We start from the raw sequence: 23,302 nt of genomic DNA, 5'->3' as shown, positions 1-23,302 counted from the left end.
CACTGAATAGAATGTAAACTGTTAATAGCCAGATTGTTGTCTTGCATAATTGATCTCATTCTTTTGGTAATACGCTTCCGTTACTTCGTCGGTTGTAAATCCTAACTGTCTAGCAATCTCTGCGTACCCTTCCCAGACAGATTGATAACGATCAAGTGTTGGTTCGATTCGTAACTTAGCTATCGCTTCATACGTTATCAAAAAGCCTTCCGTTAAATCCTGTACGTGTCGACCCGGTGGCCAAACCTCTACTTTTTCATGCCACTCTTTTTCTAAGCCGAGGGATAATAAGAAATGAATTGAATCTACATATTCTTCTAGAATGACCTCTTTAGCAGAAGGGCCTTTACTACTCCAAAACTTGAAGCATCGGGTCTCATTGGCAAGCTCTCCTAGTTCCACATAAAGAGCTACCACTTTTCGTTCGAAGACATCATTTTGAATGTCTCGTTGCTTTTCGATATAGCGGTCTAAATCTCGCTGCATTTGAAATAATTTTGTGAGGTTCACTTTTTTCACACCTTTATTTAAAATAGTTTGAAACCAAATTAATTCTCATACGTATCTAAGGTAGAAGTATGTATAGGGAGTGGTGTCATGATTTTTCGTTTGATTCTTATCGCGGTTCTTATTTATGCAATGTACCGTGTTCTAAAGTATTTATTCGATTCAAAACGCAAACTCGATGAAGCAATTGAAAAAGAAACGTATTACTTTTATGATGATAGCAAAAATGCACGCAAAAACTTTTTTATTGCGTACCGCGGAGCCCTCTTCGAAGGCGAAAAATATCTAGGTACCACGACTGACGCATTTGATGTGGTCTCCATTTTTGTATGGATCCATGATTCCGTGAAATTGCAAGGGCTGACGCGGGAAGATTTTCTTTTCCTCGAAAACGAAATCCGCATGAGTTATCCGAATGCGGAGATCAACTGGAAAAATCCTATTGAAGACTTAATGAGAGTGAAAGATGAGTCGGTGTAAACCGGCTTTTTCGTTTGATTTATTTAAACTAGGCCGAATTTTTGGCTCTATGAACAGTTTTGACTTTAGCACTGCGAACTGCCCTGAGTTTCACCTTTGCGAATACTTCTTTAGTTACTTCTTATTCCACTTTCAACTCACCTGCTGATTGATCCAGAGGATGAGAAAAAGCTGCAAGATGGCAAGAATTAAAAATCCTACACGAAACGATGTATGTTTCGTTTTATGACGAAACATCTGCATACCAGCGTATGCTCCGGGACCTCCTCCAAGTAAGGCTAAAAGCCATAGTGTATTTTCCGGCACACGCTGTCCTCTTTGTTGCGCTTGCTTCTTATCATACCTCATTACAAAAAATGTGATAACTGACATGATGACGATAATTATCCAAATGTATTCCATCCATTTCCCCCACTTTCTTTTCTAGTGTAGCAAAATTGAGTGATGAAATCTAAGTTCGATTTGTTAAACCATCTATTGTTTCCTTAATTAATCACTATGTGGCTTTAATTAGTCATTATGTGCATCTTCACTCTATTCTTGATACATCACTATTATTCTTTTAATTTACTGTCTTAAAGCACTATGACCATTATGCTCATCGTCCCGCCACTATATTTTTTGTCTGAATCCAAAGAAAAAACTCTCCCTCTATAAGAGGAAGAGCTTGTGTTGGTTCTTATTTGTTCATTGCTTTTTTAGCAGCGTCTGCTAACTGAGTGAATGCACCTGCATCCGTTACAGCTAGGTCAGCTAACATTTTACGGTTAACTTCGATACCTGCTAATTTAAGACCGAACATTAAACGGCTGTAAGAAAGACCATTCAAACGTGCTGCCGCGTTGATACGTGTGATCCATAGTCTACGGAAATCACGTTTCTTTTGACGACGGTCACGGTATGCGTACATACCAGACTTCATAACTGCTTGATTAGCAACTTTATAAAGTGTGTGTTTTGAACCGTAGTATCCCTTAGCTAATTTAATGACTTTTTTACGACGCTGACGCGTTACTGATCCACCTTTTACACGTGGCATATTAAACAACCTCCTGCTATTTCATTTATAGTCGAATTACTTCATGTACGTTAATAGTGTACGGATGCGCTTGTAGTCGCCTGAAGAAACTACTTTCAGCTTGCGAAGTTTGCGTTTCGCTTTTGTAGATTTGTTTCCAAATAAGTGGCTACCATATGCACGGTCGTGCTTAAGTTTCCCAGTACCCGTTTTCTTGAAGCGCTTAGCTGCTCCACGGTGAGTTTTCATTTTCGGCATGTCGAATTCCTCCTAAACAATTTCTAAATGCTTATTTCTCGTTCTTTGGCGCTAAAACCAAGAACATGCTGCGTCCGTCCATTTTCGGTTTCTGCTCTACAGTAGAAACCTCTGTACATGCTTCCGCAAATCGATCAAGGACACGTTGTCCAATCTCTTTATGCGTAATCGCACGGCCTTTGAATCGGATCGATGCTTTCACTTTGTCCCCTTTTTCAAGGAACTTAATGGCATTACGAAGTTTCGTTTGGAAATCATGTTCATCAATAGAAGGGCTCAAGCGAACCTCTTTCATAACGACAATCTTTTGATTTTTACGAATCTCGCGATCTTTTTTCTGCTGTTCGAATTTGAATTTACCATAATCCATAATTCGCGCAACAGGTGGCTTGGCTTGAGGGGCCACAAGGACAAGGTCTAAGTTAACGCGAGCAGCGATCTCAAGCGCTTCGTTACGTGTTTTTAGTCCAAGTTGATCACCGTTTTGGTCAATTACACGTAATTCTCTTGCGCGGATGCCTTCGTTTACATACATGTCTTTGCTAATAATAATCCACCTCCAAATAGTATCGCGAATACAAAGTCGGGTATGAAGTGCAGTTGCTATTCACAACTTGTACCCATATAAAAAGCGGGCAGACATCTCTGTCTGCCCGCCGCTATACGACATGCTTACGCATGTGAAAGTCGTTCTTGTGCGAACCAGTCAACAATGTGTCGAACAGGTGAGAAGCGGGCAGCCTCTTCTTATACCACAAACATGTATTCAATAACCTTATTAACTATATCACCCAACGAGTCACTTGTCAACAGAGAATTGCACTTCTTTTAAAATATGAGCTATGAAGTCTTCTGATGCCATGCTTTCGGATTTTTGTTCTCCGTACTTACGGACGTTGACTTCGCCTGCGTCTTTCTCTTTATCGCCAAGAACAAGCATGTACGGAATCTTTTGCATCTGAGCTTCACGGATCTTGTATCCCAGTTTCTCCTCGCGGTCATCAATGTGCACGCGGAAGCCTTTGGATTTAAACTGTTCTTCTAATTGCTTCGCGTAATCATGGTGCACTTCGTTCGATACCGGAATGATTTGAACTTGTACTGGGGCAAGCCATGTTGGGAATGCACCTTTGTATTCTTCGATTAAGAAGGCAACAAAGCGTTCCATGGTCGATACAACTCCACGGTGGATAACGACTGGGCGGTGCTTCTCTCCATCTTCTCCAATGTAGTTCAGATCGAATCGTTCTGGTAATAAGAAGTCAAGTTGCGCTGTTGAAAGCGTTTCTTCTTTACCTAAAGCTGTTTTAACCATGACGTCAAGCTTTGGTCCGTAGAAAGCAGCTTCTCCTTCTGCTTCATAGTAGTCGAGTCCAAGCTCATCCATCGCTTCTTTTAACATACCTTGTGCGCGTTCCCACATTTGATCATCATCAAAGTATTTCTCTGTATCCGCAGGATCACGGTACGATAGACGGAATGAATAGTCTTCTAAATTAAAGTCTTTATATACTTCAAGAATCAACTGAACCACACGTTTGAACTCTTCTTTGATCTGATCCGGACGCACGAATATATGCGCATCGTTTAACGTCATACCACGAACGCGTTGAAGACCGGATAATGCACCTGACATCTCATACCGGTGCATCGTACCGAGTTCTGCAATGCGAATCGGCAGGTTGCGGTATGAGTGAATGCCGTTTTTGAAAATCATCATGTGGTGTGGGCAGTTCATCGGACGAAGAACAAGCTCTTCATTGTCCATAGCCATCACGGGGAACATGTTTTCCTGGTAATGATCCCAGTGTCCACTTGTTTTATAAAGCTCTACACTTGCCATCACTGGTGTGTAGACGTGGTCGTAGCCAAGTTGGACTTCTTTATCTACGATATATCGCTCGATAATACGGCGGATTGTTGCCCCTTTTGGAAGCCATAACGGAAGACCTTGGCCGACTTTTTGACTGTTCATGAATAGATCAAGTTCTTTACCGATTTTGCGGTGGTCACGCTCTTTCGCTTCTTCTAATAAGCGAAGATGTTCATTCAAATCTTCTTTAGTAAAGAACGCTGTTCCGTAAATACGCTGAAGCATTTTATTGTTGCTGTCTCCGCGCCAGTAAGCACCCGCGACACTCAACAGTTTAAACTCTTTTAGCTTCCCAGTAGACGGGACATGGACACCACGGCAAAGGTCGAAGAACTCCCCTTGTTCATAGATTGATACTTGCTCATCTGCTGGAATCGCTTCAAGCAGTTCTAACTTGTATGGATCTTCAATTTCAGAAAAACGAGCATACGCTTCGTCGCGTGAAACAACATGACGTGTAATCGCTATATTTTCATTGATGATTTTTTTCATTTCTTTTTCAATTGTCACAAGGTCTTCTGAAGTGATCGGCTCTTCTGAATCAATATCATAATAGAATCCACCATCAATAACTGGACCTACGCCAAGCTTCGCATCCGGATACAAACGTTTGACAGCTTGTGCTAATAAGTGGGCAGATGAGTGACGTAAAATCTCTAGCGCGTCCGGTGCATCCGGTGTGATGATTTCCATTTTGCCACCTTCCGTAAGAGGCGTCTTCAAATCGACTAATTTGCCACCAACTTTAGCAGCAAGTGCTTTTTTGCGAAGACCTGGGCTGATGGACTGAGCAACGTCTTCCATTGTCGTGCCACGTTCAAACTCTTTTACAGCACCGTCTGGATAAACTAATTGAATGTTTTCTGACATACGAATCTCTCCTTCTTTTTGTGGTGCAGAACGCAAAAAATCCCCGTCCCAATAAAGGGACGAGGAATAAATTCGTGGTTCCACCCTTCTTCAGATTGTCCATAGACAATCGAAGCTCTACATCGGATAACGGCCGGTACCGGTGCGCATTGAGTTGCACACTGTTCAGAGGTGGTAAAGTAACGTTCAACCATAAGAAGCTTGCAGCCTTGGCTTCTCTCTCTTGAATGGCGAAAGGGTGACTTCGTGTCCTCATCCCTACATCTAACCTAATATGAAAATTAGTATACCGAGTCATAGCTGAATTAGCAAGACCTATTTCAAAATGACTTCCGGACGCTTGAGTGGTGTGCCCAGCATATCACACGGTCGTCCGATTTTGGTGACCTTTCCTTTATCAAGTTTGACGATCCGGTCCGCAATGGTGTGTGCATCATCTTCATCATGTGTCACAAAAATTGACGTAATCTGCGCACGTTTTAAAATCGAATACAATTCTTCGCGAATTTTGTTTTGCAGTTCTTTATCTAAATTCGAAAACGGTTCATCGAGCAGCAACAATTTCGGATTTGGGGCAAGCGCACGGGCAAGAGCGACACGCTGTTGTTGTCCCCCGCTCAACTGATGCGGAAAACGCTTTTTATAATCCTGCATCTCCACAAGTTCGAGTACTTCATTTGCGCGTTTGTTGCGGTCCGTTTTCGACAGTTTACTTAATCCAAATTTCACATTGTCAAAAACAGTCATATGCGGAAAAAGTGCATAATCTTGAAAGACCAATCCAATCCCTCGTTTTTCGGGTTGCACAAATGTCGACTTTCCAAACATCGTTTCACCGAACAACGTAAATTCTCCTTCAGACGGCACTTCTAGCCCTGCCAAGATGCGAAGAACCGTACTCTTTCCACTTCCGCTTCGCCCAAGAATCGAAATGACTTCTCCCGTCTCGATGTTCATCGAAAATTGATTGACAGCTAATTCCTTACTGTTGCGGTAAGCAAAGCAAAGGTCTTTGATTTCAATTGTCATTTCGCATCCTCCTTATCAAGTAGGCGATAGAAAATAAAGATTGCAAGTGCGCTCATGATAATAATAATGAGTGATGGTTGACTCGCTTGCATAATTTTCTCATCACTCGCATATTGGAACGCTTTCGTGGCTAATGTATCAAAGTTAAACGGTCGCAAAATTAACGTAAGCGGAATTTCCTTCATAATATCTACGAACACAAGCATCAAACCGGAAACGATAGCCCCTTTAAGAAGCGGGATATCCACTTTAAAAAATGTCTTTGAAACGGAAGCTCCAAGCATCCGTGATGCCAAACTGAAGTTTACTCCAATTTTATCATATCCGGACTCAATCGCATTGTAGCCAATCGCGAAGAACCGCACGATATATGCGACAACGAGCATAACGACGCTGGTACTTAAGACAAGCGATCGGTCCATTCCCCAAGCTGTATAGAGAGGAATCAATTGGCGATCAAGCCAAATAAACATCGTTACAATGGCAACCGCTATGACGGCACCAGGAATGGAATAGCCGACAATTGTGAATTTCGGAAGAACCTTTCCAATGCGCCCTCGCGTAAAGCGCTGAAAGTTCCCTACAATCAATGCACCGATAATAATGATGACTGCTGCAATACCCGCCACCAATACCGAATTTTTAATATAGGTGGTGAATTCTCCATTTGGAATGGCTCCCCATGTTAAAACGAACCAATCCATTAATTGAATGACCGGAAACAAAAACGCCAAACTGAAAATGACTGTGACGTAACTAAACGCGCCCCACTTCCGGAAGCCAGTCAATTTTACTTTTGGAAGCGGATTGACTTTCGTATTCGAGTAACTAAATTGCTTTGTCCCTCGGAGCAGTTTTTCAATGACCAGCATCAGCACCACAAACGTCATTAACGAACCCGCTAATTTAATGGCAGCGTCAATGTCTCCAAGTCCGAACCAAGTCTGGAAGATGGCCGTACTGAACGTTTGAATCCCATAATACTTTACCACACCATAATCATTCAATACTTCGAGCGACACCAGACTAACTCCGCCAATAATGGCAGCTCGGGAAATTGGAAGCACCACTTGTAAGAAAATCGCCCAAGGTCCTTTCCCAAGGAGTTTCGCACTTTCGACAAGGGATGCAGCTTGTTGCGTCAAGAAGACACGCGTGATGGTATAGACATATGGGTATAAAAACATCGTGTAGATGAAAATCGCACCCGGTATGTTCATAATGTCAAAAAAGCGCTGGTTCACTTGAACATCAAACACATTTCTTAGTGTGGATTGAATGACTCCTGTGTAGCTTACCATTCCTGAATATGTATATGCTGCGATGAATGGCGGGATGGATAAGGGCAAAATAAGTGCCCATTTATAAAACCGACTTAGTGGAAATTCATATTGGGCAATGAGCCACGCCAAACTGGTCCCAATGACAATCGTTCCGATGGCTGTATAAAATACAAGGAGAAACGTCGTCTCCATATAATTCCAAAGCATATATTCTTTAATATGTTCCCAGTTCTCACTCGTAGGAGCAAGGAGTCCTCCAATGATTGGAAGCATGGGAGCCAATAAGGTAAGGACAATAATGACGGATAGAATCGTCCATCCATTTAAGTAATAAGAAAGTTTTCTCAAGTGGGAGTCAAACCCTTCTATATAACGAATTTCTTTGCGATGTTCATTATAACATGTGACTTTCTTCCCTGCCCGAAGATTGTGACGTATGCTCGGTAAATAGTCAAAAAAAATCCTCCCACAAGAGGAGGAATGAATTTGAATTACTTCCAACCAACTTGGTTGAAGATCATGATAGATTTTGCGTTGTGAGTACCTAGATCAGAAAGTGGGATATCTTGTTCTTTGTATTCACCCCATGTTTGAAGCAGCTCAGAAGCTGATACGTTTTCGTTCACTGGGTATTCATAGTTAGCTTCAGCAAATACTTCTTGTGCTTCAGCAGCAGATAAGAATTCAAGTAGTTTAATGGCGTTTTCTTTGTTTTTAGAACCTTTGACAACACCTGCACCAGAAATGTTCACGTGTGTCCCATTCGTTTCTTGGTTCGGGAAGAAAACACCAAGGTTTTCAGCAACTTTTACTTCTTCTGCATCTTCCGAATTTAGCATTTGACCAAGGTAGTATGTGTTCATGATCGCGACATCACCAATACCTGCAGCAATCGCTTTTGCTTGGTCGCGGTCGCCACCTTCAGGATCACGAGCAAAGTTATTTACTAAGCCTTGTGCCCATTCTGTTGTCTTTTCTTCTCCATCAATTGCGATAAATGAAGCAACTAGTGACTGGTTGTATACATTTTCTGATGAACGTATCAATACGCGTCCGTTCCACTGCTCTTCAGTTAACGCTTCGTATGTAGAAAGGTCTTCTGGTTGAACGGTTTCTTTATTATAAACGATCACGCGCGCACGTTTCGTTAAACCAAACCACTCGTTGTCTACATCACGGTATTTAGCAGGTATCTGTTCACTAAGAACATCACTTTCTGCCGCTTCTAATACGCCTTCTTCTTTCGCACGGAATAATCTACCAACGTCAGCTGTGTAAAGTAGGTCAGCCTCTGTAGCATCTCCTTCACGCTTAATACGCTCTAAAAGCTCATCGGCTTCTCCTTTAATAACATTCACTTGAATTCCTGTTTCTTCTGTGAATTTTGCATAAAGCTCATCATCTACGTCATAGTGACGGCTCGTGTAAAGATTCACTTCGCCTGATTCCTCAGTTGCTTCAGGTTGTGTAGATGTTGCTGTATCCGCTGGTTCAGAAGAAGAGTTTGAACAAGCTGCTAGGAATAATGCCAAGATGGCAATGACAAAAAATAATTTTTTCATTGTTTAGCTCCTTTATAATTGATAATGATTTTCATTCCCATGTTTTAGTATAGCTTCATTGAGAATGAAAATCAACAAAAAAAGCGAGAAAGTTTATTAACTTTCTCGCCAGTTCTTCCCTTTAAGAGTCATGGGAATCGTTAGAGCTTTAATTCGTTCCATCAGACGTCCTGCTTTGACAGGTTCTTTCTCGCCTTTTTGAGTTGTCGTAAAGTGATGTTGCAAATCACTATAATCAAAATTTGATGAGATAAATGTCGGCAGTTGCTGGGCCATTCGATGTTGCAAGATGGTACCGATGACATCATCACGCGTCCAGCTAGACATCGTTTCTGCTCCAAGATCATCTAACATCAAAACTGGTGCATTTTTCACCATCTCCATTTTTTCAGCGAGTGAGTTTTCCGCAATCGACTGACGCATCTCCCGTAAAAACTCTGGTACATATACGAGCACGGTAGCTATCTGTCGGTCTGCAAGCTCATTTGCAATGGCACCAAGAAAATAAGATTTACCTACACCAAATGGGCCGTGTAAGAACAACCCTTTTGTTGGTAAAGTATGTGACTGATCGAACTGATCAATGAAGTTCTTCGCTCCTCGAAGCGCAAGCACTCGCGAACCATCCGTTAAATCCACATCCGCAAATGATGCTTGTAAAACATCTTTTGGCATGTGCATGCTCTTAATCAGAGACGTGATGGATTTCCGTTCGTCTTCCACTCGACCTTGACGGCAACGTAGGTAATCAATCTCAATTCGACCTCTTCCCATCACAAGTTTAGGTTCGTACCCGTTCATTAGGTTCTGACATTGAGCGACACTCGGACACCCTTGGCAATCGTGCGTCTGCTCAATGAATTCGTAGAGCTTACTTAAACTTGTCTCTAAAACAGCCGGCGTGACTTCTTCTGCATGCGCTTCAAGAAAAGCTTGCACATCACGATTTGCTAGAACTTCATTCTTCATTTCTTCCATGCGAGCTGAGAACGAAGGGTTTTTAATCATCCGTCGCAAAGTTTGGTTTATAGGTTCCATGGAGATCACCGGCCTTTCGTTGCACTGATTTCAGCAAGCAGTCGTTGACGTTCCGCTTCAATATCCGGAGATTCCTCCACCACTGGCTGTTCTTTTTTATAAAACCATTCAGGTACTTTTTCTTGTCGTTTCACTGGAGTGGAAGACTTCGTCTCTCCAGACTTCCATTTCATATACTGTTCATGCTCTTTGCGGGCAAGTTCCATGGCTTCTTTCGCACCTTTGACTTGCTTACGTGCCCAGTGGGAAGCAATCTTCTCCGCAAAGGTTTTCGTCAATTTCATATCTGTTCGCAGCATCACATATTGAATCAATACATTCACGACACCGACAGGCATGTCGTAGACAGTCACAAAGCGGTTTACTAGTTCTACATCTGCAGGAAAAGGTTCCTTCCCTCCTGCCACATCTCGCAACACGTCAACAGGGGCCGACGTCTCTAAGTATGTGAGCAGTTCTTGTTCTTTTGAAATAGAAGGCATTTTCTCCGGAACAGATTCGAGTACAACCACATCTTGTTTTTTCGTAACCACTGATTGAATAGCAACGGGTTGTTCTGCCTTCAATTTAAAGTAGTGTTCACATGACTTTTTTAATCGTTCGAGCGAAATCGTGGACGGATCATCAACTGCAAGTAAAATGATCTTTTGCATATCTAACGGCGAATATGCATAGAGAAAAGCAAGTTTGGCAATCATCTTTCTGACGTCGGCAGTTAATAGTTTTCGAGGCAACAGATGCTCGTTTAACCCTTCTAGCAATAAGTCAAAATCAAAATCATAGTCAAAATCGTAACTTGTTTTTATAGAAGATCTTTTAGATGTTGTGGTCTTTGCCATTTTTAAATTCGGCTGGAACACGTCAGTGAAGCTACGGGTGAGTTCTTTGGCGTTGTTTTGCCACGACGTATCACGGGAAAAACGTTTTTCAAGTTGTTGATACATATGGTCTCCTACTTTATTCCATAGGAAAATGGAAAGCAGTGGGTCTGCAAAAAATGCATGAGGAGCGAGTGGACATTGCACTTCGTAATAAAACGTGCGGTCATCGTTTCCTTTTCGCCATGTTCTGAGTAGACCGATCGCCTCTAAGTGAGCGCGCGCTTCAAAAATCCGCTGAATCGGAAGAGATAACGCGTTCATCAGTGCATAATGAGCATGCTCTTCTTTCATGTCATCATGCATGGTCCATAGTTGTTGATAGAGTGTAAATGCCTCAGCACCAATCAATGGTTGGTAAAGAAGCGTGACCGTTTGTAAATGTTGACTTGTAACTGGGGCAGCCGTAGAGGTGCGAAACGCATCCATCGGTTGCAATTCATTACGCAGCATCGGCTTTCCTCCTTAATCGTGTGAAGAAGGATTCCGTTTCAGAATTTCCTTTACTTCTTCCATGAATACGTTTATATCTTTAAACTGTCGATACACCGACGCAAATCGAACATACGCGACTTCATCCACAGCGGCTAGTTTGTCCATGACTTTTTCGCCGACTTGTTCTGATTTGATTTCCGAATTGCCCATGCGCCGTAATTCCTTTTCGATTGTAAAGACGATTTCTTCTAATTGTTCTAAGGTGACTGGACGTTTTTCACACGCTCGGATCAGTCCACGTAACACTTTCTCTCGACTGAACTCTTCGCGAGAGCCATCTTTTTTCACAACTATCAACGGGGTTTCCTCTACTTTTTCAAATGTCGTAAAGCGAAATCCGCATTGCTCGCATTCTCGTCGTCTACGAATAGATTTGTTTTCATCCACCGGACGAGAATCGACTACTTTCGTGCCATTGTATTGGCAGGAAGGACATCTCATAGTAAACGCTCCTATATGCTCGTATTTCATTCATTATACTAAAGTTTAGGGGCTTCTGCACCCATCCATAAGAAAAAGCAGAGGGGGAGTTCCCTCTGCTTTGGTTTAAACAGTTTGTAGTGATTTGGCTGCGACTGGGCCCATACCACGTGGAAGTTCCATGACTTCGCGCGTCTTGGCATTCAATGCATCTGCGATATATCCTGCAGCGATTGTTGGATCCAGGTCTCCACAAGTATACACATCGATACTTGCATAGCCATGTTCCGGAAAACTATGAATCGTTAAGTGTGACTCAGAAATGATGACGACTCCACTTACACCTTGTGGTGCAAATTTGTGGAAAGCCACTTCACGAACTTCCGCACCTGATTTCAGTGCTGCATCCACGAATGTACGCTCGATGAAGTCCATATCATTCAACTTGTCAAAATCACATTCCCATAGTTCCGCAATGATGTGACGTCCGATTGTTTCCAATGTCCGTTTCCCCCTTTGACTGGAATTTTTAATCAAAGTGACTACCACGGGGGAAAGTTAGTCCAAAGAGGTCCTAACCCTTTAAGTAGCCGGTGCAATAAGCACGAATTTCATTATAGGATGGTAGGGTACGAATTGCAATAGAATTTTAAAAATACATAAAAAAATCCCTCTCATAAAAAGAGGGAGCTTACGAAAATCAATTAGGCTGTAATAGCAGATAACGATTTCGCTACTTTTTTCGTCAAGTCAATCACGCGAGCAGAATAGCCCCACTCATTGTCATACCATGCAAGAACTTTCACTTTACGGTCGCCGATCACCATCGTTGTTAACCCGTCGACTGTAGCGGAAGTCGTAGTTGTGTTAAAGTCAATCGACACCAATGGATCATTAGTAATCGCTAAAATGCCGTTCATCGCGCCATTCGCTGCTTTTTCGAACGCTTCGTTCACTTCTTCTACTGTTACGTCACGCTCAAGATCAACTACTAAATCGACAAGAGAGACGTTTGGAGTCGGCACGCGAAGCGCCATTCCGTGCATCTTCCCTTTCAATTCTGGAAGTACAAGCGTTAAAGCTTTTGCTGCTCCAGTTGACGTCGGAATGATTGACTGTGCACATGCACGAGCACGGCGAAGGTCTTTATGGGGATTATCTAAGTTATTTTGGTCATTTGTATACGCATGGACTGTCGTCATCAAACCGTTCACGATACCAAACTCATCATGCAACACTTTGGCAACAGGTGCTAAACAGTTTGTTGTACAGCTCGCATTCGAGATCACATCATGTTTTTCGATATCCAATTGATCGTCGTTGACACCGAGTACCACTGTGATATCTTCATTTTTTCCTGGAGCCGTTAAAATAACTTTCTTTGCACCTGCTTCTAAATGAAGCGCAGCGCCAGAACGTTCATTGAATTTTCCAGTTGCCTCAATCACGATATCCACACCTAGTTCCTTCCAAGGTAAAGCGGCAGGATTGCGGTCGTTAACAATTTGTATGCGCTTACCATTTACCACAAGCGCATTTTCTTCTGTCACTACTTCCCCTTGGAAAGGACCATGTACAGAATCAAATTTAATTAAATGTGCCAATGTTTCTACTGGGTAACTTGCATTGATCGCTACAATTGATAACTCGTCTTGTAAGATTGCCTGGCGAAATACCATACGTCCGATACGTCCAAATCCATTAATCGCGATAGAAGCTGTCATTGAAAAATTTCCTCCCATTAACTATGTGATACTGTTTCACAAACTTACGGAATTAGTATAACACATTAACTGCTATTAGGTACTCTAATTGAGATTTTGAAATAATGTTCAACTATTCTGAAAGCTGAGCTTTCCAAGTAGCGACAAGTTCATCCACTTTTTCATAAAGTTCTTGGACGGAACCTTCATTTAACAATACGTCATCGGCTTGATCCATTTTTTCACGAACCGGAATTTGAGACTGGATCCGCTGCAAAGCATCCTCATGAGAAAAATCGTTCCGCTTCATGAGTCGCTTTATCTGAGTTTCTTCAGACGTTCCCACTACAAGAATTCGGTCAACAAAATGCTGAAGCTGGCTTTCAAACAACAATGGAATATCCATAACCACAATTGATTCTCCTGCAGCGACATGTTCATCTCGCTGACGCAACATCTCTTGTCGAATCGCAGGATGGATAATCGCATTCAATTTGTCTCTTTTTTCTTTGTCGCCAAAGATTTGTCGACCAATTCCTTCACGGTTCATTGAGCCGTCTGATAAGAGTGCCTCGTCACCAAATACCTTATGGATTGCGGTAAGCGTCTTAGAACCAGGTTCCACCACCAGGCGCGCCACTACATCCGCATCAACGATCGGCAACCCAAGTTCCTTTAACCTATTGGCCACTGTGCTTTTACCGGTCGCAATGCTTCCTGTTAGTCCTACAATCATACGAACCCTCCTAACGCTGACATTTTGGACAATATGTGGATGTTCGTCCAGCAATGATGAGTTGTTTTGTCTCTGTAAGACATGTTGAGCACATCTTCTTCCCGTACATTTGCAAGAAATGCTGCATACTTCCGGCTCCACCATTGACGTTGCGGTAATCCGAAATACTACTTCCGCCGCGCGCAATACCTTCGTTCAACACATCCACAATAGTGTCATATAAAGCATTTAGTCGAGATTTAGAGATGCGTGCTACTTTTCGGTTCGGGTGAATCTTCATCCGGAATAACGCTTCGGTCGCATATATATTTCCACAGCCGGACAACACATGGCCATCCATAATAAATCCTTTGACTGGTTTATTTCTGTATTTTGCAATTTCTGACATCGAGAGGTAATGTTGGCGCCCTTCTTCCGTAAACGGTTCGGGTGCCATCTGCAGGAGCGGCGGATAATCCGCTTCTTGCTGTAAAAGCCGTAATTCCCCGAAACGACGAATATCAGAATAGATGAGCCAGTAGCCTCCGGACAATCTCAATTTTACGTGGATATGCTTACGAAATTTATCTTCTTGTATAGCTTCTTCCGTTTCAACTGGAAACCAAGCTCCTGTCATTCCTAAATGACCAACAAGCAGTGCTTCTTCATTTTTACGCTGCAACGCAAAGTACATATATTTCGATTTCCGAGTCAGTGCAGTAATGCGGTAGCCAGGTAGCTCACGTATGAGTTCTTCAGGTGAACACCCTTTAATAATGGCTGCTTTTCCCGCTTCATGGCTCACTAAAAGTTGTTTCGAAACTTCCACTTCTTCAATTGTTTGATCAATAACAAAAGGTCGAAGGGACTCAACGACCCCTTCTACCTCCGGTAATTCTGGCATAATATGCCCTCCTTACTTCGTATCGTACCAGGTATCTCCGTGCGCAAAATCTGCTTTCAAAGGAACAGACAATTCTACTGCCTGCTCCATCACACGTGGTACGAGCTCTTCAATAATGGCAAGTTCATGATGAGGTACTTCAAATATTAATTCATCGTGAACTTGAAGGAGCATTTTTGTTTTCAAACCGCGTTCTTCTAGTTCTTTATCCATATCAATCATCGCTTTTTTAATGATATCGGCGGCACTGCCTTGAATGGGTGTATTCATGGCCGTCCGTTCTGCAAAAGCTCTTAAATTGAAATTCGAACTTGTGATCTCAGGCAAATAGCGACGACGATTCATTATGGTCGTAACGTATCCTTTTTCTTTTGCACTTTGGATTGCGGCGTCCATAAATCGTTTCACCCCAGGAAAGCTGGTTAAGTAGTTTTCAATGAATTCAGCGGCTTCTTTTCGTGTAATATTTAAACTCTGCGAAAGACCGTAATCACTGATGCCATAAATAATTCCAAAGTTAACCGCTTTTGCTGCTCGGCGCATATTCGGTGTCACATCATCAGGTGACACACCAAAGACATCAACCGCTGTTTGCGTGTGGATATCTCTATCTTCTTTAAATGCAGCCATGAGCTTTTCATCTTGCGACATATGAGCCATTACACGAAGCTCGATCTGAGAGTAATCGGCAGCAAATAATACCCAGTTCTTTTCTGAAGGCACAAAGGCTTTCCGGATTTTCCGACCTTCTTCAATACGAATCGGGATATTTTGCAAGTTCGGGTGTATCGAACTTAGTCGTCCGGTCGATGTGAGAGCTTGCTGATAACGGGTATGCACTTTTCCGTCCTTGTGAATTTCTTTTAACAGACCTTCAATGTACGTTGACTGAAGTTTTCCAAGTTGACGGTATAGTAAAATATGCTCGATAATTTCATGTTTGCCTTGAAGCTTTTCAAGAACATCAGCTGCTGTGGAGTACCCTGTTTTCGTCTTTTTGAGGGCTGGCAATCCAAGTTTTTCAAATAAAATAACACCTAATTGCTTTGGTGAATTAATATTGAACTCTTCACCTGCTAATTTGTGAATATGTGCCTCTATTTCTTCAAGGCGGCCTTTAAGTTCAGAGCCCATCTCTTCCAGTGTACCGTTGTCGACACGTATACCAAACGACTCCATTTCCCCTAATACACTCGCTAATGGAAGTTCGAGTTCATGATAGAGTTCGTATTGCTGATTTTCTTTTAATTTCGCTTCAATCGTTGATTCTAAATGCCACACGGCAGCTGCTTTACGAACCGTGTGAGTGAATAAAGCATCTGCTTCAGGAACTTTTTTCTTCGCCCCTTTTCCAAATACCGCTTCATCTCCGTCCACTTCCATGTAGCCAAAAGCTTTCGACAGTGCCGACAAATCTTGCGATGACGATATCGATGGATCCGAAATATATGCAGCGAGTAACATATCAAATGACGCTCCGTTTAATTCGCTACCAAATCGTTTGGCAACTGCTTGGAATGCCTTCACATCATAGCAGCGCTTGGCTTTCGTTTCATCCTTCAGCCACTCGATAAAAGCTGGTTGCTCAAAAGACGTGCTTCCCTCCATTACGTACGCTTTTTTATCTGTTAAGACGGCAACCGCCAGTACATCCGCCGTGTGATAATGTTCTGCGAACAATTCGATGTGAAGAGCCATGTCTTCCTTAAAATGTTCCGGTGTCCATGTCGTAATCACTTCGTAAGAAATGGCTTCCATCTCTTTTGTATCTGTTGCGAAGTCTGATTTCTCAAGAAGTGTTTTAAACTGAAGTTGTTGCCAAAGTGCATGCACCTCTTCCATATTCGGTCCCGCATACGTAAGGTCATCTATTGCTATTGTTAGTGGTGCGTCCCGTTCAATTGTGGCGAGTTGTTTGCTGATATGTGCGAGTTCTTCGTTTTCGACAAGCTTTTCTTTCATCTTCGATGGTTTCATCGCGTCGATATTTTCATACACGCCTTCAACACTTTCGTGAGCCACTAACAATTTAATGGCAGTCTTCTCCCCAACTCCCGGTACACCCGGTATGTTATCGGATGCATCTCCCATGAATCCTTTCATGTCGATGATTTGGAGTGGCGTTAAGCCGTATTTCTCTTGGATATGTGCAGGCGTATAAATTTCAAGGTCCGTAATCCCTTTGCGAGTAATCTGGACAGTCGTTCGGTCACTTGCTAGCTGAGTCAAATCTTTATCTCCGCTAATGACGACCACTTCAAAGTCTTGCTCTTCTGCTTTTTTGGAGAGTGTTCCGATAATGTCATCGGCTTCGTATTGTTCGAGTTCATACTGAGTGATGTTGTACGCATCGACAAGTTTTCGAATGTATGAAAATTGTTCCGAGAGTTCAGGTGGCGTCTTTTGTCGTCCGCCCTTATATTCTTTAAATGTCGCATGGCGGAATGTCGTCTTACCAGCATCCCATGCAATTAACACATGGGATGGATTTTCATCTTCCACTATTTTTTGAAGCATCATCGTAAATCCATATGTTGCGTTCGTGTGAATCCCTTGGTCATTGGTCAGTAAAGGCAATGCAAAGAATGCACGGTACGCAAGGCTGTTGCCATCGACTAACACGATTTTTTGTTTGGACACATACGTCACTCCTTTTTAAATAAAGAAAAAACCTTGCTTTCAGTTTACCATGACTGAAAGCAAGGTGCTTTGATTACTCTGTGATTCCAGAAAGAATCCGTGCATATGGAGAGTCCGGAGGTAAGATAATGACCGTGTCTTCTCCAATGGTTGATTTATAAGATTCTAACGTACGGAAAAGATTGTAGAACTCTGGGTCTTTCGAGAAGGATTCGTTATAAATTCGAGCAGCTTCTGCTTCCCCTTCTGAAATAATAACGGCTGCTTCACGTTCGGCATTGGCGATGATTTCACGCACTTGGCGATCCGTCTCAGCTTCAATTCGACGTTTATCCGCGTCCCCTTCTGATAAGAATTTCTGCGCAATTTTTTCACGCTCAGAAATCATATCTTGGAAAACTGCTTGTTCGTTTTCTACGGGAAGGTCCGTACGTTTAATGCGCACATCGAGGACTTCGATTCCGTAGTTGTCAGCAGCAAGCAGTTCATTCACTCGAGCCGTGACTTGTTCACCTAGACTTCCGCGTGAGGAGTCCTCGTCATTGATAATTTCAGCATACGCCAAACGGCCAAGTTCGGTACGAACGACGGAGTAGATGAATTCTTCCATCCGTGCTTCCGCATTCACAAGTGTTCCTGCGTTGGCAATCATCAGTTGTGGATTGTTTACTTTCCACACTGCATAGTTATCAATAATTATACGCCGTTTGTCGAGTGTATTAATTTCTGCTTCTGAAATTTCATAGTTCATTAAGTACTTAGGAACCGTGGTGGTACTTTGAATGAAAGGAATTGTCATGCCAAGTCCTGGTTCATTGACGACTTTGACAATTTCACCGAACTGACGGACGATCTTGTATTCCCCTTCTCGCACAACATAAATATTTGTTAACAGGATGATCAGTAAGATAAAGGCCAGCAACAACCCACCAAACAGTTTCCCGGGTTTTTTCCAGTCAATATCCACTTGTGATTTAGGATTCGCACTCTTTTTCTTTTTATTCATATTAAATCGCTCTTCTAACGAGACGAAATTGGGATCTTTTCCGGTCATTCGTTGTCACTTCCTTCCGTAGCAACAGGAGCTGCTTGACGTGGTCCTGCAAGTGGCAAGTACGTCATCGTCCCACTGTCATCATTCATGATGTAAAGTTGTGCATTCGGTAAGACCGATTCAAGCGTCTCTAAGATCAAACGATCACGTGTGATTTCTTGATTTAATCGATACTCTTCATACAGTTCATTAAATAAAGCGACATCTCCGCGTGCTTGTTCCACACGGGCAATCTTTTCTCCAGTAGCTTGAGAAATGATGGCATCTTTCTCACCATTCGCTTCCCCAAATCGCTGGTTCTCATATCGGCCTGCTTGGTTCACTTTAATATTTTTTTGTTCTTCTGCATCACGTACTGCTGTGAACGCTTGTCGCACTTCTTCATTTGGTAATTCAACGTCTTGTAGGTTAACGGATAAAACTGTAATTCCGATATCATATTTCGTCACGAGGTCCGCTAAAAGATCCCGCGTGGCTGCTTCAATTTCTGCTTTCCCGGAAGTGAGGGCATCATCTATTTTTGAGCTCCCAATAACGGAACGGATAGAAGCAGAAGTGGCAGAGTGCAATAGTTCACGTGGATCCTCTGAGTTAAATAAGTAGTCACGTGGACTCGTGATACGCCACTGTACAACTAAGTCGGCAAGAACGATATTGTCGTCTCCGGTAATCATTTTGGTTTCATTATCATAGGAAACAATTTCACCATCGGCTGTTTGCTGATAGCCAAATTGGAGACTAAATGTTTCTTTTGATAATTTTTCAACTTTTTGTATTGGCCAAGGCATCTTAAATTTGAGCCCCGGTTCTGTAATTGGGTCGCCTGCGTCACCAAATGTAATGACTACAGCTTGTTCGGATTCATCGACAGTGTACCAAGATGTTGCCAATGCGACAATGGCAATCAAGCCAACAATCGATACACCGATGATCGTAAGAATTCGTTTGGACGTCATATGTAGTTCTCCTTTCACGTTCTACCTATGTATACGGACAAGTCACTCGATGGTTTCACCCTTCTTTCGACAAAAGAAAAACCGGTAAGACAATGTCTCACCGGTCCTTCTTTTTCCTGGTAGGAAAAGGGGTTACTCTCATCATACGGTTTGATTGTTAACCCATTATGAATTCTATGTTAAGAATCCCACTGGTTATTTTTATATTTTCGGTAATAGTTCACTTGTCGTGCAAACAAATAAAATTTCCGTTTGAAATTTGTATCTGCCTTGTAGAACATCGGATTTCCCCAGTTTCCCTGGCGAATCAAGCGTCGACATTCTTGGTTCACTTCTTGATTGTCGACAAATTTGTGCAACACAATTTTAGGTACTACTGTGAACAGATACTCCGTATTCAAATACGTCAATTCTTTTTCTTCGGAATGGATGACATCGTCAACGATGTATTTCGCCATGTTATGGCCGCAAGCTGTCGTGTAATAGCTTGAGCGTCCTTGGCGAATATTCACTTCGAATACTTTAAATTTTCCGTCTCGAGCATCGTACTTTAAATCAAAGTTTGCAAATCCTTGGTACCCGACGGCTTCTAAGAAGTATTGCAGTTTCTTCAGGAGCTCCTCATCGTATCGAGTAACAAGCGCAGTGTAGTTCCCGATTGCTGTTACCGTATGTTCTTGCAGGACGACTTGGGCAAGTGTCCCAAGTTCCGCTTTCCCTTTAGAATTCACATAGAATACTGAATCCCACATAAATGTATCATCACCCGGAATAAAATCTTGGATGATCATGTCTTCTTGATAGCCAGAAGCATTGACTTGATCTAACACTTGTTGCAGTTCCGGAAGAGACTCCACGCGATACACTTTCTGCTGTCCAGGGAACTTGTTCTTATAGTATTCAACCCCATTGCTCGGTTTGACAATCATTGGAAAACGAACATCTTTGTCAAAAATCCCTTGTTCACGACAGCTGTAAAAATACGTTTCCGGTGTATCCAAGCCGTGCTCATCGCATAACCGGTAAAAGTTTTTTTTCACAAGGAGATTATTCATCAGTTCTTCCGACATGTAATTAAATACGTAGTCTTCACGAAGTTCATCTTGATGTTCAATAATCAAGCGGACATAAAAATCATTGGTTCCGATAAGTACTAACTGTTGATTATGTGCTGCATATTTTTGTGCGATTCGTTTTAAAATGGAAACAAATGCTTCTTTGTTCCATAGATTTTTCTCATATTCAATGGCTTGTGGAATCGAACTTAGGCTCGTAAAAGACATCTCTTCTTTTCCTACGAGCACTGGGTGGATTCCATATTCCTCATGAAAAGAAATGGCCATGTTATAGGCATTCATATCTGTCCCTACAATAATAGGTAAAAAATCGTGTTGCATCATGTGCCTCCAAATTATGAGTGAGCGAGAGGAATGAAGACCGTAAATGTTGTGCCTTTTCCTGATGAACTCGCCACTTCGATTTTCCCTTGGTGTGCTTCCACCAAGTGTTTCACAATGGCAAGACCTAGTCCTGTTCCTCCACTGTTGCGTGAGCGTGCCTTATCGATGCGGTAAAAACGTTCAAAGATACGTGTCAGTTCTTCCGCCTCCATACCTATCCCCTCATCTGTCACTTCAAGTACACCAAAACTATCTTCTTTCCAAGCCTTCAGTGTAATTTTCGTTTGTTCTGATGAGTATGTGATGGCATTGCTGACTAGGTTGACCATGACTTGTAAAAGTCTGTTTTCATCCGCATGTAAAAAGACGTCTTCCGTCAGCTCAGGTTCGATGGCAATCTTTTTTTCTTCTGAAGCCTGTTGTGTCAATTGCAAGGTCCGCTGGAAAAGTGTTTGCGTTGAAACCGGTCTTCGCATCAATTCGAAGGACTGTTGCTCCATCTTCGAGAGATCAAGCAAATCATTGATTAATAGCTGCAACCGATCACTCTCTAGTTTAATGATTTCCAAGAATTCAAGCAATGTTTCTTCTTTTTTATAGGCTCCGTATAGTAGCGTCTCTGTAAATCCTTTGATAGACGTTACAGGGGTCTTTAATTCATGAGAGACGTTGGCTACAAAGTCCTGCCGAACTTTCTCTAATCGTTTTAGTTCTGTTATATCATGCACAACAATGACCATCCCAAGCCATTTTCCATATTCCCCTATGATTGGCGCGCCATAACACTCGGTATATCGCAATCCATTCAGTGTATCAAGTGGAATTTGTTGTCGAGTAGGTGTCTCTGTCATCAGGAGTTGATAAGCAAATTTTTCAAGCTCTTTCGGAAGACCGATATCTTGATAATTTTTAGACTGCGCTTGTTTAAAATCAATAGTAAACCACTCGCTGAATGGTCTATTCATAATGGAGATGTCGCCCGAGCGCCCGAGTACAATTAATCCGGACCCCATCGTTTCAATGAGAGTTTTTAAACGCTCTTGTTCGGATTCTCTTAATTGGCTCATTTCTTGTAGATTTCGAGCGAGCACATTAAGCGAGTTCGTGAGCGGTGTTATACCTGTTAAATCGTCTTCATAGACCCGAGCGGTATAGTTGCCGTCCGCTAACTGAATCGCTGTTTGTGAAATATCATCGATTGGTTTAATGTAGCGGGCAATCACTAGACTTGTAATCCACAACGAGGCAACATAAAAAACAAGCAAGACAACACTTAATAGAGTGGAATAAATCACACTATCCTCGCTAATCCATTGCATGAACTCGGACGCTTCTTCTCTAGAAGAGTGCAGTTCCACTCGTTGTCTTATGACAATTGGAAAAAGCTGTCCGAGGACAATGCCAACTAACGAAAGTAAAATGGCATAGAGGACAGCAAACACTAAGAGCAAGCGACTATAGAAGGTTTTCATCCCTTTTTCGGCTCCTCAAATTTATACCCAAGTCCACGAATCGTCTTAATATAGAGGGGCTTGCGACTATTCTCTTCAATCTTTTCACGAACATGGCTTACGTGCACGTCGACAATCCGCGTATCACCTGCAAAATCATAGTTCCAAACCGAGCTTAAAAGTTGATCACGTGTCAAAACTCGATTTTTATTTTCAACTAAATGAACAAGAAGCTCAAATTCTTTTGGTGTGAATTCAAGTCGCTCTCCGCCTTTTGTTACTTCAAAGCGTTCCGGATAGATCAAGAGATCGCCAAACTGATAGCGCTTTTCGCCATTTGCAAAATCAGTGGTTTCGGAATGCTGGGCACGCCGAAGCAAGGCTTTGACTCGAGCAAGCACTTCCCGTGGACTAAATGGTTTCGTCATATAATCGTCTGCACCTAACTCCAGTCCAAGAACTTTATCGAACTCGGCATCTTTTGCAGTCAACATAATGATAGGCACCAAATTTTTCTGCAAACGTAACTGTTTACACACTTCCATTCCGTCCATTTGTGGCAACATCCAGTCGAGCAAGATCAAGTCCGGTTGTTCAGTTTGTGCCAACTCTAAACCTTCTTTTCCATCCATGGCATTCACAACGTCATGACCAGCTTCATTTAAATTGTACGTAAGTAACGTTTGAATCGATTGTTCATCTTCCACAACAAGTATTTTCGCCATTTTCTATGTACCTCCTATTGATTTGAAAACCCCTTTTCAAACC

23 protein-coding genes are annotated in these 23,302 nt (G+C 42.3%); 1 reads left to right on the top strand and 22 read right to left on the bottom strand.

Annotated features, from left to right (window positions below):
- Positions 1-21: 21 nt before the first annotated feature.
- The gene (locus tag ACFO0S_RS12920) at positions 22-510 is read right to left on the bottom strand and encodes a dUTP diphosphatase (RefSeq protein WP_378142512.1); all 489 of its coding nucleotides are present in this window, start codon (positions 508-510) and stop codon (positions 22-24) included.
- An 87-nt stretch (positions 511-597) separates the two neighbouring features.
- Here ACFO0S_RS12920 and ACFO0S_RS12915 point away from each other — a divergent pair, with 87 nt between their 5' ends.
- A complete protein-coding gene (locus tag ACFO0S_RS12915) occupies positions 598-987 on the top strand; it encodes a sigma-w pathway protein ysdB (protein ID WP_378142511.1) in 390 nt (129 codons plus the stop codon).
- 132 nt (positions 988-1,119) lie between these two features.
- On the opposite strand, the gene ACFO0S_RS12910 is transcribed toward ACFO0S_RS12915, so the two are convergent.
- The 21 genes from ACFO0S_RS12910 to ACFO0S_RS12810 all read right to left on the bottom strand — a co-directional run bounded on the left by ACFO0S_RS12910 (position 1,120) and on the right by ACFO0S_RS12810 (position 23,259).
- On the bottom strand, positions 1,120-1,389 hold the full coding sequence (locus ACFO0S_RS12910; RefSeq protein WP_378142510.1) for a DUF1294 domain-containing protein: 270 nt from the start codon (positions 1,387-1,389) through the stop codon (positions 1,120-1,122).
- 277 nt (positions 1,390-1,666) lie between these two features.
- Positions 1,667-2,026, bottom strand: a complete 360-nt coding sequence (gene rplT, locus ACFO0S_RS12905) for a 50S ribosomal protein L20 (RefSeq protein WP_378142509.1) — start codon at positions 2,024-2,026, stop codon at positions 1,667-1,669.
- 36 nt (positions 2,027-2,062) lie between these two features.
- Complete coding sequence (gene rpmI / locus ACFO0S_RS12900; protein ID WP_094944135.1) at positions 2,063-2,263, bottom strand: 50S ribosomal protein L35; 201 nt, start codon at positions 2,261-2,263, stop codon at positions 2,063-2,065.
- Positions 2,264-2,294: 31 nt separating this feature from the next.
- The gene (gene infC / locus ACFO0S_RS12895; RefSeq protein WP_378142508.1) at positions 2,295-2,798 is read right to left on the bottom strand and encodes a translation initiation factor IF-3; all 504 of its coding nucleotides are present in this window, start codon (positions 2,796-2,798) and stop codon (positions 2,295-2,297) included.
- A gap of 264 nt (positions 2,799-3,062) precedes the next feature.
- Positions 3,063-5,006: a threonine--tRNA ligase gene (gene thrS / locus ACFO0S_RS12890; protein WP_378142507.1), complete on the bottom strand. Its 1,944-nt coding sequence runs from the start codon at positions 5,004-5,006 to the stop codon at positions 3,063-3,065.
- 315 nt (positions 5,007-5,321) lie between these two features.
- Positions 5,322-6,035 (bottom strand): ABC transporter ATP-binding protein, encoded by a 714-nt coding sequence (locus tag ACFO0S_RS12885; RefSeq protein ID WP_378142506.1) that lies wholly within the window; start codon positions 6,033-6,035, stop codon positions 5,322-5,324.
- Positions 6,032-7,591 (bottom strand): ABC transporter permease, encoded by a 1,560-nt coding sequence (locus tag ACFO0S_RS12880; RefSeq protein ID WP_378142792.1) that lies wholly within the window; start codon positions 7,589-7,591, stop codon positions 6,032-6,034. Before ACFO0S_RS12880 ends, ACFO0S_RS12885 begins: the two co-directional genes overlap by 4 nt.
- Positions 7,592-7,809: 218 nt before the next feature.
- Complete coding sequence (locus ACFO0S_RS12875; RefSeq protein WP_378142505.1) at positions 7,810-8,880, bottom strand: Fe(3+) ABC transporter substrate-binding protein; 1,071 nt, start codon at positions 8,878-8,880, stop codon at positions 7,810-7,812.
- Positions 8,881-8,976: 96 nt separating this feature from the next.
- Positions 8,977-9,918 (bottom strand): primosomal protein DnaI, encoded by a 942-nt coding sequence (gene dnaI / locus ACFO0S_RS12870; protein WP_378142504.1) that lies wholly within the window; start codon positions 9,916-9,918, stop codon positions 8,977-8,979.
- A 5-nt stretch (positions 9,919-9,923) separates the two neighbouring features.
- On the bottom strand, positions 9,924-11,249 hold the full coding sequence (locus ACFO0S_RS12865; protein ID WP_378142503.1) for a replication initiation and membrane attachment family protein: 1,326 nt from the start codon (positions 11,247-11,249) through the stop codon (positions 9,924-9,926).
- Positions 11,250-11,261: 12 nt separating this feature from the next.
- Complete coding sequence (gene nrdR / locus ACFO0S_RS12860; RefSeq protein ID WP_378142502.1) at positions 11,262-11,732, bottom strand: transcriptional regulator NrdR; 471 nt, start codon at positions 11,730-11,732, stop codon at positions 11,262-11,264.
- A 105-nt stretch (positions 11,733-11,837) separates the two neighbouring features.
- Positions 11,838-12,212 (bottom strand): adenosylmethionine decarboxylase, encoded by a 375-nt coding sequence (gene speD, locus ACFO0S_RS12855; protein ID WP_378142501.1) that lies wholly within the window; start codon positions 12,210-12,212, stop codon positions 11,838-11,840.
- Between the two features lie 203 nt (positions 12,213-12,415).
- Positions 12,416-13,435, bottom strand: a complete 1,020-nt coding sequence (locus ACFO0S_RS12850) for a glyceraldehyde-3-phosphate dehydrogenase (RefSeq protein WP_378142500.1) — start codon at positions 13,433-13,435, stop codon at positions 12,416-12,418.
- Between the two features lie 112 nt (positions 13,436-13,547).
- Positions 13,548-14,150, bottom strand: a complete 603-nt coding sequence (coaE, locus tag ACFO0S_RS12845) for a dephospho-CoA kinase (RefSeq protein WP_378142499.1) — start codon at positions 14,148-14,150, stop codon at positions 13,548-13,550.
- A gap of 10 nt (positions 14,151-14,160) precedes the next feature.
- Positions 14,161-15,033 carry a bifunctional DNA-formamidopyrimidine glycosylase/DNA-(apurinic or apyrimidinic site) lyase gene (gene mutM, locus ACFO0S_RS12840; protein ID WP_378142498.1) on the bottom strand — a complete coding sequence of 291 codons (873 nt, stop codon included), beginning with the start codon at positions 15,031-15,033 and terminating at the stop codon, positions 14,161-14,163.
- Positions 15,034-15,045: 12 nt separating this feature from the next.
- Positions 15,046-17,673, bottom strand: a complete 2,628-nt coding sequence (gene polA, locus ACFO0S_RS12835; protein WP_378142497.1) for a DNA polymerase I — start codon at positions 17,671-17,673, stop codon at positions 15,046-15,048.
- A 73-nt stretch (positions 17,674-17,746) separates the two neighbouring features.
- Entirely contained in the window at positions 17,747-18,727 is a 981-nt protein-coding gene (gene hflC, locus ACFO0S_RS12830; RefSeq protein WP_378142496.1) for a protease modulator HflC, read from the bottom strand.
- Positions 18,724-19,683: an FtsH protease activity modulator HflK gene (gene hflK, locus ACFO0S_RS12825; protein WP_378142495.1), complete on the bottom strand. Its 960-nt coding sequence runs from the start codon at positions 19,681-19,683 to the stop codon at positions 18,724-18,726. Before hflK ends, hflC begins: the two co-directional genes overlap by 4 nt.
- A gap of 179 nt (positions 19,684-19,862) precedes the next feature.
- Positions 19,863-21,083, bottom strand: a complete 1,221-nt coding sequence (locus ACFO0S_RS12820; RefSeq protein WP_378142494.1) for a carboxylate--amine ligase — start codon at positions 21,081-21,083, stop codon at positions 19,863-19,865.
- An 11-nt stretch (positions 21,084-21,094) separates the two neighbouring features.
- Positions 21,095-22,555, bottom strand: a complete 1,461-nt coding sequence (pnpS, locus tag ACFO0S_RS12815) for a two-component system histidine kinase PnpS (protein WP_378142493.1) — start codon at positions 22,553-22,555, stop codon at positions 21,095-21,097.
- A complete protein-coding gene (locus tag ACFO0S_RS12810; RefSeq protein ID WP_378142492.1) occupies positions 22,552-23,259 on the bottom strand; it encodes a response regulator transcription factor in 708 nt (235 codons plus the stop codon). Before ACFO0S_RS12810 ends, pnpS begins: the two co-directional genes overlap by 4 nt.
- Positions 23,260-23,302 lie beyond the last annotated feature (43 nt).

Source organism: Chryseomicrobium palamuruense (genome assembly GCF_042649045.1).
GTDB lineage: Bacteria > Bacillota > Bacilli > Bacillales_A > Planococcaceae > Chryseomicrobium > Chryseomicrobium palamuruense.
The sequence above is the reverse complement of the archived record's forward strand: the minus strand, read 5'-3'. Positions and strand labels throughout refer to the sequence as shown.